Here is a 12,397-nt window from a genome sequence, read left to right as displayed (position 1 = left end):
CGACTTACTCATGAAATCTATAGTGTCAAAAAGCTATCTGCTCATCCCCTTCTTTCTGGGGCTGGGAGCGTGTAGCAAGTATTTAGACGTTAACGTTACGCCTAACAACCCCACCTCAGTAACACCGGCGGTGTTGCTGCCAGGTGCTCAGGCTGGTACAGCCTTTGCCAATGCCAACGAACTAAACCGGTTCACCTCCGTATTGACGCAGCAGTTAGCCGGGGCAGGTAACAGCCCAGCTGCCTATGATACCTACAATACCAATGGAGCCGATTTTGGCAACCAGTGGAGTGGTGAGATTTATGACGGTGCGCTGGTCAACTACCAGAAACTGATCCAACTGGCCGATGCCAACAATGCGAAAGCGTATTCAGGTATTGCCAAAATTCTTAAGGCTTACACATTTAGTATCGCTACCGATGTATGGGGGGATGTTCCTTACTCGCAGGCATTACAGGGCGAAGCCTTTACGGCCCCCCGGCTTGACAAGCAGGAGGATATTTACAAAGGAAACGCTACGTTGGGGATTCAGAGTCTGTTTGACCTGGTTCGCGAAGGAATCAAAGACCTCGATTCTCCCTCAAGCGTTACGCCCGGTTCTGATGATATTATCTTTAAAGGTGACCTGAACAAGTGGAAACAGGCTGGCAACACGATCATGCTGAAGTTCGCCATGACCATCAGCCGGAAAGAACCCGCATTGGCTACATCTGTCATCAATGAAGTGTTAACGGGTAACAACTACATCAAAACCAACGCTGGTGACATGAATTTCACCTTCGGTGCCAGTGTAGGTAGCCAGGATCCACGGTATACGTATGTGTACGTAAGCACGTTTTTGAACGACCTGATTATGAGTACTCGTTACCTAAACCTGCTCACGAGCCTGAACGACCCACGTCTGCCCATTTTCTTCACCAAACCGGGTGCCAACTACGTAACTATTGACAATGGTTTCCGGGGTACACTGCCTACACCAACGGCCAACTGGTCGCGTTATAACAAGTATGTAGTAGGTAACGCTGGCGAAGGCCCTGTCCGGTTTATTACCAACTTCCAGCGCGCATTTTCGTTGGCAGAAGCCGCCCTTCGCCTGGGTACTCCCGGCGATCCGCAGGCGCTGTATACCGAAGGGGTTACTGCCTCCATGACACTGGCCGGATTGACCCCCGCCCAGATCACGGCGTACCTTACAGCTAACCCAACTGTGGCTACGCTGACGGGCACAAATGAGCAGAAGATTGCGCAGATCATTACCCAGAAGTACATCGCCTTCACGGGTAATGGCCTTGAAACCTGGAACAACTACCGCCGGACGGGGTATCCCGCTTTGCAACTGTCGCAGAATGCTACCGGTATTGATGGTACGTTACCCGTTCGGGCAGTATATATCAACGACGAACTCCAGCGTAATCCTAACTTCCCCAACCCGGCACCTCAATCGAACGTTCGCGTTTGGTGGGATATCGATTAATAAATGAGGACTTCAACCAAGCAATTCAATGAAAAATAAAATCATACGCATGTTGCTGCTTGCCTTGTTGGCCGGTGGCGGTTTCTCCTGCAAAGACGATCTGGTTTATAGCGATCTGGTGCAGGACCGGCGTCCAGCCGTTCCGGTGACGTTTCCAGGCACCACTACGTTTGGCTTCAACCCATACATCACCAGTTCGCTGGCGGCTGGCGGTGCTATTCAATTCACGCTGTCGATTCCGGCGTCGAGTGGTCGTACAATCAAAGAGATCACCAAAGTGGTGGGTGGTGCTACGGGTATTAACGTTGGTACGCTAAACACAGCTACAGCCACGACGGCCTTCAATACGGCACCCATTCCGGGCAACGGTACCACAGCGGTTTTTACAACAACCATTGCGGCTGTCAAGACGAAGTATCCAACGGTATCTATCGTACCGGCTGCGCTACCGAACTTTACCGAAATTCAGTTTCTCTTCCTGGTAACGCTGGATGATGGTACGCAAATCGTACCTGAGCCAGTTCGGGTACGGGTTGTAGCCTGATTTACTGATTAATATTTTACAAAAAGCCCTCCCAACCCGGAGGGCTTTTTGTTTTTATAGTACGCCAGATAACAGAGAGCCTATCATCAATTCGTTAGGTAAGTGGTTTCTGTAGTACACGAAAGAACATCAATCCTGGTTTAGATGACCGTTACCCGACTTTAGTATGAACCTCCATAAATCCGTCTTGCTGACGTTTTCCTGTTTTTTCTTCCTGCTTACGAATGCGCAAGCACAGCTTTCCCTACGAAACACGCGCTGGCAACACACCACTCTTTCTCCAGATTCGGCAACGATAACAGTCCGTTTCCGGGACGATACGTTGCTCATCTCCGCCGGAACAAATAAGGTTCCGACCGATGTAATGCTGTATCAGCAAACAGGCGACAGTCTGCTGGTCAAAAAGATAAATGGGGGAAATACCTGCAACCTAACCAGTATCGGGCTTTATCGGCTCCTGTACATCAACAATGGGGAAGAATTTCATTTGCAGCCCCTCAGTGACGCCTGCCCGGAACGCCAAAAACTGTTTGGTACATCAACAACCTTCATTCGCCAGCGGGCAAATCCCAGTACACCTCCTTTCAACTGGCCCTATCTTGACCCCGTGGCCGATTCGGTGGCGGGTATCAGTCTGTACCGGGCTTACACCCTACTGGCCGGTCGGACAGCGGTTCCGGTGGTAGTGGGTGTGCTGGATTCGGGTGTTGACATTACCCACGAAGACCTGCGTGACGTAATCTGGACCAACCCAACCGAAATAGCCGATAATAATCTTGACGACGATAAAAATGGCTATATCGACGACCGCAACGGCTGGAACTTTATGGGTGCCCCGGACGGCACAACATCAGCGTACGGTCAGCCAGAGATAACCCAAACGTATGTATTGCTGAAAAAGAAATACGATACCATTGATCCCGGGAAAATCACGGCCCGCAACAAGCGTCAGTACGATACCTACCAAATCGCCAAAAAACAGTTTCTACAACGCTATCAGGCAAACCGGTCTATCTATAAAGCTTTCGCCGATACGACAAATTTCTGGCGGGTGGCCCGTCAACTACAGGCCCGTTTACCCGATACTACGACATCGACTACTGCCATTCAGCGTGCTAACGTGGGAACCGATACGGTAGCTATGACCGTACGAACACTGCTGGCCGATGCTTATCTCCCGCAATACGGCTCATTCGGCAACTATATGGCACTTGTTCGTAAAAACTGGACGCGTTTTTCCCAACTATTGGGTGGCGAAGCAATGATTGGGTATAACCCCGATTACCAACCCAGCAAAGCTATTGGCGACAATCCTGCTGATGTGAATGAACGCTACTACGGAAGTCCGCGTATGCTGATCGGACAATCGCAGGAACTGGCCATGCACGGCAGTCATGTGGCGGGTATCATTGCGGCCAGTCGGGATAACGGACGGGGTATGGATGGCGTGGCCGACAACGTTCGGATCATGCCCGTATCGGTCGTGCCAGCCAATGGGGATGAGCGCGATAAAGACATAGCCAATGGCATCCGGTACGCTGTAGAGAACGGTGCGAAAGTACTCAACATGAGTTTTGGCAAGCGGCTTTCGCCCTTTAAGGAAGAGATCGATGCGGCCATCCAATTCGCCGAAGCACACGATGTGCTGATTGTTCATGCGGCAGGCAACAACGGCGAGAACTACGATTCGCTGCCCGCTTACCCATCGGCCCGATATGCCAACGGACAAACCGCACAAAATGTACTGACTGTGGGCAACAGCACCTGGCAATTGAATGAAAACCTGCCCAGCCGTTCCTCCAACTATGGAATACAGACTGTCGATTTGTTTGCACCCGGCACCGCCATTCTTTCTACGCTGCCCAATAATCGCTACGCCAGTCTGTCGGGTACCAGTATGGCCGCCCCCATGACGGCGGGCGTAGCGGCTCTGCTCCGCTCCTACTTCCCGAAACTAACGGCGGTGCAGGTGAAAGAAATTCTTATGAAGAGTGCATACAAGCCCTCTATCACCGTTCGCAGGCCCGGCCGTTCGGGTCAAACCGTCCCATTCAGCCAGCTAAGCCGATCGGGAGGGGTATTGAATGCGTACGAAGCGGTGAAGATGATACTGTCTGAACCGCCGGGCGGCCCCGCCCAACGGTTCAGATAATCTACCAGTCTACTTCCTGCTTATCGTGCCAGAACTTCCCCGTTTCGGATTGGGAAGCATCGGCGGCTAGCCAAACAATGGTTTCGGCGCCCTTTTCAACAGAGCGGCTGGCATTCGGGCCACCCATATCGGTACGAACCCAGCCCGGATCAACGCAGTTAACGGCAATATTCTGCTCCGTCAATGCACCGGCAAACTGCTTCGTCACAGCATTCAGGGCTGTCTTGGAAATGCTGTATGCGGGCGCGTAAGTCGTCATATCGGTCAGGGCACCGGCTCCACTAGACACGTTGATTATTCGGCCACCTGATTCGCTTTTCTGTAGGTATGCCAGAAAATCCTGAATGACCAGAATTGGACCGGTTACGTTGGCCTTCAGGGTTCGGTCGAGCATTTCGGCGTTTAGTTTAAGAATCGTTTCGCCATGATCCTCCAGAACCCCCGCATTATTGATCAATACATCCAGGTGATCTGCCTTCTGCGAAAACGTACCACAAGCCGTCCGGATACTGACCGGGTCAGTAACGTCGAGTTGAATACAGGTGGCTTCGTACCCGGCCTGACAAAATTCCTCAGACACTTCGCGTCCTTTGGCCATGTCGCGGGAGCCAATAAATACGGCAAATCCGCGTTTTGCAAGTTGCCGGGCTATTTCCTTTCCAATGCCTTTATTAGCTCCAGTAATCAGAGCGATGCGTTGGTTGTTGGTTATCATAGTCAGTTAATTCAGTTAGTTAGTCGGTGAGTAGGGTAGTAAATAAGTTGTTGAAACATACACAACGCTCACGTCAGCAACTCACCGACTACCTAACTGACTAATTCACCAACTGTTTGGTTGACCAACCGGCGAACGGACGTTTTTTCTGAAATGTCCGCAAAAAATAGCCGTATACTCAACCAATTATCCGTTTACTCAGTCCTACTATGAAATTTATTAGATTCATCTTAACCTTACCGAACCGATTTGCTAATCGGGTACACATGAAACCCTATTATTATGTATTGCTGCTGCTTCTCCCCCTGCGCACCTGTCTGGCACAGGCCCCTGCGACGCAGACGCCCAATAGACGGCAGGAGTTGTACGATCAATACAATAGTTATTCAACAAAACCAGTTAGTACGGCTGGTGTACCGGTTTCAGTCAAAACTGACTCGATAATGGAAGCGCAACAGTCGTCAGTCAGCAACCCGGTTTTGCCGCCAACGGGTGCGCCAGACGGAAATCAACGGCAACCCAATACGATTGTGGGCAGGTCTGGCATTCGCATCGGCTTTCGGGGGGGCATTACCTACCCCGCCTTTACGGATACACGCCCTACCAGCACGCCCGGCCTTGGTTTTGTGGGGGGGATAACACTCACGATGGGGAAGGGTATCGTTTCGTTTCAGCCCGAGGTCAACTACACTCGCTATACGGTCAGGAATAATTCGGTGTTTGGGGCCAATACGCAGGCTGTCGATAATGTTGAAGTGCCGTTATTTCTAAAAATAGCCACGGGTACTTACGCCGGAAACCGGTTCTTTGTCAACATTGGCCCTTATGCCAGTTATATGGCCAGTACCAGCATCGATGGCAAGAAAATGGATGTCAGCAATACGAAAGGGCGATTTGGCTTCGGCGCAGCCGCCGGTGTCGGCGTTGCACTGAAAGCAGGACCAGGGCACCTTACCATCGAGGGGCGTGGACTGTATCTATTAGGCAATACAGACAGCGGTTTCACCACCGATTCCAATACAATTTTGGGACAGGCAACGCTCGGTTATATATTACCATTAGGGAGCCGTTAACAAGTTTTTTCTCATAGAGTGGGTTTAAAATGGCGGTAGCCCCTGGGTATCGTCATTTTTGTATCCCCTGTACTGGATACGTGCTGTTTTGCCGGTTTCTCACACAAAAGGCAACGACTTTTCCCAAAGCCAGTCGGCGTTTTCATCCGTTACATCGCGGTTACTGACTGCTTTCGACTGGCTATCGGCGAAATAGCCTCCGTTGTTCCCGTCACCAATCGACTTCAGGGGAGATGCTGCCAGGAAAATCGAGGTCTTTGCTCCCTTTTCGGGCGAGCGCATCAGTGGACTCGCCACTTTGAGTAGCTGCCCAACAAAACCCGGCGTATCACTCCCAAAATTTGTGCTCACAGCTCCCGGATGTACGGAATAAGAACGTATTCCTGTTCCGTCCAGTTGCCGGGCAAGTCCTTTCGTGAAAAGGATATTAGCCAGTTTATCATCCCCATAAGCCGACCACGTAGAGAGGTTATCGATATGCCGAAAAAAGCGGGCTTTCTTACCCATAAAGTGCGCAGCCGACGACAGGTTAATAATCCGGACATCGCCCGTTTCAGCGGCTGTTTTTTTGAGCAAATCCAGCAGGTGCCAGGTCAGTACAAAATGGCCAACGTGGCTGGCATAAAATGATTTTTCGATCCCATCGGGCGTAAACTCAATGGTCGCCGGGGTGTAGCCGGCGTTGTTGATCAGCACATCTAACCGGGAATATTGCTGGCTTATCTTTCTGGCAACATCCCGAACGGAGTCAAGATCGGCGAGATCGGCCGTTACCAAATTGACTTTGACCGTTGGCGTGTCGCGCTGAATATCGGCCATAGCATCCTGACCTTTTTTTTCACTGCGACACAGCAGAATCAGGTCGAACGATTTTTTTGCCAGTGCTTTGGCAGTAGCCAGCCCTAATCCTGAGTTAGCCCCTGTGATGAGTACGGTTTTATCTTTCATACACTAGTATACTCGCTGTAGCTGCAAACTGTTCATACAAAGCCCACGGCTGGACTTACCGAAAACAGATGCCACAAGGCCCTCCTGCCTTGTAATGATACATTGCCAGTGCAGGTCGTGCGTCAAATACACCAGCGACCAGCCTGCCTGATCATGACGGCTCATATTTGTGCGTAATGTATAGCCCCGGTATATCTGGACGCTGACTGCCTTTTTTGTGTTTATGCTGCTTTTCTGCTCTGGTATTCAGCATCAGCGGCTCTACTATGAATATTCTGCTTGCTTTCGACTCCTTCAAAGACGCCCTGCCTGCTTCGGCTGTGTGCCAGAGCCTGCAACGTGGCCTGGCGCAAACGTTTCCCGAGGCAACCTACGAAGTAGTGCCCCTGGCCGACGGGGGCGAGGGTACACTTGATGTGCTTCATGCAACAGTGCCGTCGGAGTGGATTTCCTGCCCGGTAGCTGATCCATTAGGACGCCCTATAACGGCGCGGTATCTGTGGCTGACCGGTACGCAGACTGCCATCGTCGAACTGGCGCAGGCATCGGGGCTGGAACGACTTACCCTATCCGAACGCAACTGCCTTTACACCAGCACGGGTGGAACAGGTCAACTCATGGCCGATGCATTGAACCGGGGCTATACCGACCTGATTCTGACTGTTGGGGGGAGTGCCACCAATGATGCCGGGCTGGGTATTGCGGCTGCGCTGGGATATGCTATTCTGGACGCTGCCGGGCAGCCCGTGTCGCCAACGGGCGAGAACCTGTCGACTGTGCATACCCTCGTGCCGCCAACCTGGCTAACCGAAAAGTCACCTGTCAGGCTGCGTATCCTGACCGACGTTACCAATCCATTTTGTGGCCCTGCCGGAGCCGCCCACGTTTTCGGCGAACAGAAAGGGGCCGATTCCGCCACCCGCCATTACCTCGATGAAGGAATGGAGCATCTGGCAACTGTGTTTGAGCAGACACTTGGTAAAAACATTCGTCAGGTGCCGGGGGCGGGTGCCGCCGGGGGCGTAGCGGGCGGGATGGCGGCCCTGTTCGATGCATCCATCATACCTGCTACCAACTACCTGTTTGCGGTACTGAACATGCGGGACAAACTGCGCCAGGCTGACCTCCTCATCACGGGCGAGGGGCGGGTTGATGCTCAAAGCTGGCAGGGCAAACTAGTATCGGGTTTGCTGGCACTGGCGCGGGAAGAGAACGTTCCGACGATACTAGTGTGTGGCACATTGCAGGACACGCGGCAGGTGTTGGCCCAGCCGGGTGTGTTATACGCCACGTCCATTTCACCGGGGCCAATGTCCCTCGAAACAGCCCTGGCCCAGACGGGTCAACTACTGGAAGAACAGGGTTTACGACTAGGCTCTTTACTGTCTTGCGTGAAGATGACGCGATAGCGTAAACGATTGGATAGAGTAATGGTATTGCATTTTTGAGTTGCCCCGTGAGCTTTAGCAGATATACCACCTTATAGGCATCATCTCCAGCAGAAAACCCGCTTGTCCCCAATAGAATCACCGTATAATAAATTGAATTACAGCGGGGTTGGAAGTATAAAGAGAGAATCGTTCCTTTATTTTTCATTGACGATGCAGTAAACACCTTTCAAGATAGTTGCGGAACTAAAAATGCCTGATTCTCAGGCATTTTTAGTTCCGCAATTTAGCGTACTTGTATATGTTGTGCGTATATAAAAACTAGAAAGACCGGTTCGTCAAATATCACGCTACAGGATGCACCTTACCAGCAGAGATATTTAGAGCTCGGTTGTCTGCTTTTTTATGTACTTACTTGATATTCTGAAAATTTACTGGTGCTGACCGGCACTTTTACCTCATAAAGTGTTCCTTCTGCGTACATAAATAGCTAACCTTCTAACCCTTCAAATTCCGTCGATGAATACCGTAACCAAATGGGCACCCCTGGTTTTACTAGTAGTTGCCAGTTCGTGTAATAAAGGGGATCAATCAGAGAAAAGTACGTCATCCGGCAATCCGTTTGCGGCACCCAGTACACTGCCTTATCAAACGATTGCCTTTGATAAACTGAAAGAAACTGATTTTAAGCCTGCATTGGTGGATGGGTTAAACCAGCAGCAGGAAGAAATCACGACGATTGCCGAAAATACAGAAGCCCCCACGTTCGACAATACCCTGGTAGCTATTGAAAAAAGTGGCCAACTATACACCCGTGTCAACAATGTATTTAACCTGCTGACGGGGGCCAATACAACCCCCGAACTGCAAAAGCTACAGGAGGAAATAGCGCCAAAGCAGGCGGCTATGCTGGATGCTATTTTCCTGAATACGAACCTATTCAAACGGGTCGAAGCAGTTTACACCAAACGGGCCGACCTGAAGCTCGATGCAGAATCGAACCGGTTGGTGGAGTACTATTATCAGCAGTTCGTATTAGCGGGTGCCAAACTATCCGATGCCGACAAAGTGACCATGAAAACATTCAACGGCGAAGAGGCAACCTTAACCGCTAAATTCACTAACCAGTTACTGGCCGCTAATAAAGCGGGGAGTGTTGTGGTTGATGACACAACCCAGCTAGCCGGACTGGCATTGAGCGATAGAGAGGTCCTGGCGCAGAATGCCAGGTCGAACAAATTGGCGAGCAAATGGCTCATCCTGTTACAAAATACAACCCAGCAACCGCTGCTTCAATCGCTTGCCAATCGGAGTTTGCGGGAGAAATTATTTAATTCCTCGTGGACCCGCGCGGAAAAAAGTGATAGCAACGATACCCGTAAAACCATTATCAGACTGGTACAGATACGTGCCGACAAAGCCAAACTCCTGGGCTACCCCAACTACGCTGCCTGGAAACTTCAGGACCAGATGGCCGCAACGCCCAAAGCGGTTGACCAGTTCCTGAGCAAGTTAGCACCGGCAACCACCGCGAAAGCCAACGCAGAAGCAGCTGACATACAGCGTTTAATCGATCAGCAGAAGGGCGGTTTCCAGCTACAGCCGTGGGATTGGAATTTCTACGCCGAGCAGGTACGCAAACAGAAATACAATCTGGATAATAGCGAGGTGAAGCCTTATTTTGAATTGAACAATGTGCTGGTGAACGGGGTCTTTTATGCCGCTACGCAACTGTACGGCATCACGTTTAAGGAACGTAAAGACCTGCCGGTCTACCAGAAGGATGTCCGCGTATTTGAGGTGTTCGATAAAGATGGAAGCCAGTTGGGCCTGTTCTATTGCGACTATTTCGAGCGGGAGAATAAACAGGGCGGTGCGTGGATGAGCAATCTGGTAGGACAGTCGAAACTACTGGGGACCAAGCCGGTAGTTTATAACGTCTGTAATTTCCCCAAACCGGCGGACGGACAGCCTGCACTTATCAGCTTTACGGACGTAACAACCATGTTTCATGAATTTGGTCATGCCCTGCACGGTTTGTTTGCCAACCAGCAGTATCCTGCGCTCTCTGGTACGAACGTAGCGCGCGATTATGTCGAGTTCCCCTCGCAGTTCAATGAGAACTGGGCGCTGTATTCGGATGTGTTCAAACACTATGCCGTACACTACCAGACTAACCTGCCAATGCCCCAGGCCCTGGTCGATAAAATCAAGAAAGCCGCCACCTTCAATCAGGGTTACGCGCTTACCGAAGCCCTGGCTGCTGCCTCCCTCGATATGCAGTGGCATACCTTACCAGCCGATGCCGCCGTTCAGGATGTGGACAAATTTGAACTGGACGCCCTGAAAAAAACAGGTTTCTATCTACCGCAGGTACCTCCGCGCTATCGGTCGAGTTATTTTCTGCATATCTGGAGCAATGGCTACGCCGGGGGTTATTATGCGTATGCCTGGACAGAAGTACTGGCGCAGGATGGGTTTGCCTGGTTCCAGGAAAACGGCGGACTGAGCCGGGCCAATGGTCAGCGTTTCCGGGATATGATCCTATCGCGCGGGAACACAATCGAGTACGGTAAGATGTTTCGCGATTTCAGGGGCCATGACCCCATCAGTGATCCGATGCTTAAAAAGCGGGGACTGCTGTGAGATGATCAGCTTCCTGTCGACAAAATGCCCTTCTGTCGATAGGAAGTGCGTCGCGCAAGAAAGCGGCTAACCAGTAAGTCAGGGGTGGAAAGGCTCAACCCGTTTATCCGGTTCCAATGCGTTCGTACATGATCAGTCCTTGTGGCTGTTGGGATATGTATCTGAAACCGGATTCCGTGAAACGTGGGCAGTTTTAGTTCATACAAACATAACTACAATCGGGATTGTGGTTATCCTTGTGCGCCAAAAGCAGGGGCAAATTCATTTTTGGCGAAATCCTCCAATTTTGTGTTCCCGTAGGCGGGTTTATTTTTGAAGAAATCAGCCTGCATAGTGCCCTCCCGGATTGATTTTCCCATTGTGGTGTATGAAACGGCCATTTCTTCGCTCATCCCGACTCCTTTCATCCCCTCCAGGCTTTGGGCATCAGAAAACACAATCCAGGGTGTTTCGGGCTTGCCGATGGCTTCGCCCAGAACCTGCGCAATCTCGGCCCCGGTCCGTTCGTCGCTGGCGATGTAACGTACCTGATGACCCGTGAAACCCAGCGTCAGGAGTTCATGAAGGGCAACTTCGGCAATATCATCGGTATGGGTGAGCACCAGGGTATCGGCGCCAAAGTTACTGCCCATGATACCCATATTTTTTATCATCCCGATCATACCAAACAGATTGTACATAAAGTAAGAGGGGCGTAGAAACTTGCTGTTTAGTCCCGGCACGTTCGCTAGTTTTTGTTCGGCATCGTATAAGCCGTCAACGGGTCCAACGCCCTGGCCCAAATCGGCGCCTACGCTGCTCAGCAGTACCGCAAACCGAATATCGTTGGCTTCGAGGGCTGCAATGTAGTTGTCAATAATCTGGTTTTGAAAGGCCCGCCAGCCCGAAACATTCCCCTTGGGTGGAATAATCAGGTAAGCCGCATCAGCCTCAGCAAAAGCCTCCGTCAAAAAGTCTGCGTCCTCCACACTACCAACAGCGGCTTTGGCACCCAGAGCCTCAATCGCTTCGGCATTGGTTGGGTTACTGGTAATGACGGTAACACGATTGCCTGCTTTAATGAGGCCTTCCACAATGGGTTTGCTGGTGTGGCCCAGTGAGCCAGTAATGAGGTAGTTCATAGTTGGTCAGTCAATTAGTTGATACGTTGTCCGGGGTTTTCTACACTAGAGTTGGTGTAATTTGACTTTCAGTCAGTTAGGGTCTTTTAGGGANCCCGCCGATTTGAACCTAAGTTACTCATTCATGCTTAGCTACCAACATATTTGTAATGACCGCCAGTGGAAAGCGACTACCGGCTTGACCAGTCAGCAGTTTCACTTGCTGGCTTACCATTTTGGCGAATCCTATGAGTTTATTCATGGACTCTCCATCAACGAGTTAGCCGATAATATTGAGGTAGAACTCAAGCTAGCTACTTACCCGGACTGCCTGTTTTTCATCCTGTTTCAGCTGAA

10 protein-coding genes are annotated in these 12,397 nt (G+C 51.0%); 7 read left to right on the top strand and 3 right to left on the bottom strand.

The window, feature by feature from the left end:
- Window positions 1–10: 10 nt before the first annotated feature.
- The 3 genes from B157_RS0122465 to B157_RS0122455 all read left to right on the top strand — a co-directional run bounded on the left by B157_RS0122465 (window position 11) and on the right by B157_RS0122455 (window position 4,170).
- A complete protein-coding gene (locus B157_RS0122465) occupies window positions 11–1,474 on the top strand; it encodes a SusD/RagB family nutrient-binding outer membrane lipoprotein (protein ID WP_020605562.1) in 1,464 nt (487 codons plus the stop codon).
- Window positions 1,475–1,502: 28 nt separating this feature from the next.
- Window positions 1,503–2,018, top strand: a complete 516-nt coding sequence (locus B157_RS0122460; protein WP_020605561.1) for a hypothetical protein — start codon at window positions 1,503–1,505, stop codon at window positions 2,016–2,018.
- Between the two features lie 166 nt (window positions 2,019–2,184).
- The gene (locus tag B157_RS0122455) at window positions 2,185–4,170 is read left to right on the top strand and encodes a S8 family peptidase (RefSeq protein WP_041952246.1); all 1,986 of its coding nucleotides are present in this window, start codon (window positions 2,185–2,187) and stop codon (window positions 4,168–4,170) included.
- Window position 4,171: 1 nt separating this feature from the next.
- On the opposite strand, the gene B157_RS0122450 is transcribed toward B157_RS0122455, so the two are convergent.
- Complete coding sequence (locus tag B157_RS0122450) at window positions 4,172–4,885, bottom strand: SDR family oxidoreductase (protein ID WP_020605559.1); 714 nt, start codon at window positions 4,883–4,885, stop codon at window positions 4,172–4,174.
- A gap of 209 nt (window positions 4,886–5,094) precedes the next feature.
- Here B157_RS0122450 and B157_RS0122445 point away from each other — a divergent pair, with 209 nt between their 5' ends.
- Window positions 5,095–5,958, top strand: coding sequence for a porin family protein (locus B157_RS0122445; RefSeq protein WP_020605558.1), 864 nt, complete (start codon window positions 5,095–5,097; stop codon window positions 5,956–5,958).
- Between the two features lie 99 nt (window positions 5,959–6,057).
- Here the strand turns inward: B157_RS0122445 and B157_RS0122440 are convergent, their stop codons facing one another.
- Window positions 6,058–6,906 carry an SDR family oxidoreductase gene (locus B157_RS0122440; RefSeq protein ID WP_020605557.1) on the bottom strand — a complete coding sequence of 283 codons (849 nt, stop codon included), beginning with the start codon at window positions 6,904–6,906 and terminating at the stop codon, window positions 6,058–6,060.
- Between the two features lie 266 nt (window positions 6,907–7,172).
- On the opposite strand from B157_RS0122440, the gene B157_RS0122435 reads away from it, so the two are divergent.
- Together B157_RS0122435 and dcp are read left to right on the top strand one after the other, a co-directional pair.
- Entirely contained in the window at window positions 7,173–8,315 is a 1,143-nt protein-coding gene (locus B157_RS0122435) for a glycerate kinase (RefSeq protein ID WP_020605556.1), read from the top strand.
- Between the two features lie 498 nt (window positions 8,316–8,813).
- On the top strand, window positions 8,814–10,940 hold the full coding sequence (gene dcp, locus B157_RS0122430; protein WP_020605555.1) for a peptidyl-dipeptidase Dcp: 2,127 nt from the start codon (window positions 8,814–8,816) through the stop codon (window positions 10,938–10,940).
- A 230-nt stretch (window positions 10,941–11,170) separates the two neighbouring features.
- Here dcp and B157_RS0122425 read toward each other — a convergent pair whose 3' ends face one another.
- Window positions 11,171–12,061 (bottom strand): NAD(P)H-binding protein, encoded by an 891-nt coding sequence (locus tag B157_RS0122425; RefSeq protein ID WP_020605554.1) that lies wholly within the window; start codon window positions 12,059–12,061, stop codon window positions 11,171–11,173.
- Window positions 12,062–12,185: 124 nt separating this feature from the next.
- On the opposite strand from B157_RS0122425, the gene B157_RS35880 reads away from it, so the two are divergent.
- A partial coding sequence (locus tag B157_RS35880) for a hypothetical protein (RefSeq protein ID WP_041952245.1) occupies window positions 12,186–12,397 on the top strand: 212 nt, incomplete at its 3' end.

Source organism: Spirosoma spitsbergense DSM 19989, from assembly GCF_000374085.1.
GTDB classification, from domain to species: Bacteria; Bacteroidota; Bacteroidia; order Cytophagales; family Spirosomataceae; genus Spirosoma; species Spirosoma spitsbergense.
Note: the sequence above shows the minus strand (reverse complement) of the source record. Positions and strands in the feature narration are given on the sequence as shown.

Bases quoted from the DNA above. Each gene is read 5' to 3' on its own strand.
- B157_RS0122445 (WP_020605558.1), top strand. From the start codon at position 5,095: ATGAAATTTATTAGATTCATCTTAACCTTACCGAACCGATTTGCTAAT.
- B157_RS0122450 (WP_020605559.1), bottom strand. From the start codon at position 4,885: ATGATAACCAACAACCAACGCATCGCTCTGATTACTGGAGCTAATAAA.
- B157_RS0122455 (WP_041952246.1), top strand. From the start codon at position 2,185: ATGAACCTCCATAAATCCGTCTTGCTGACGTTTTCCTGTTTTTTCTTC.
- B157_RS0122460 (WP_020605561.1), top strand. From the start codon at position 1,503: ATGAAAAATAAAATCATACGCATGTTGCTGCTTGCCTTGTTGGCCGGT.
- B157_RS0122465 (WP_020605562.1), top strand. From the start codon at position 11: ATGAAATCTATAGTGTCAAAAAGCTATCTGCTCATCCCCTTCTTTCTG.
- B157_RS0122440 (WP_020605557.1), bottom strand. From the start codon at position 6,906: ATGAAAGATAAAACCGTACTCATCACAGGGGCTAACTCAGGATTAGGG.
- B157_RS0122425 (WP_020605554.1), bottom strand. From the start codon at position 12,061: ATGAACTACCTCATTACTGGCTCACTGGGCCACACCAGCAAACCCATT.
- B157_RS0122435 (WP_020605556.1), top strand. From the start codon at position 7,173: ATGAATATTCTGCTTGCTTTCGACTCCTTCAAAGACGCCCTGCCTGCT.
- dcp (WP_020605555.1), top strand. From the start codon at position 8,814: ATGAATACCGTAACCAAATGGGCACCCCTGGTTTTACTAGTAGTTGCC.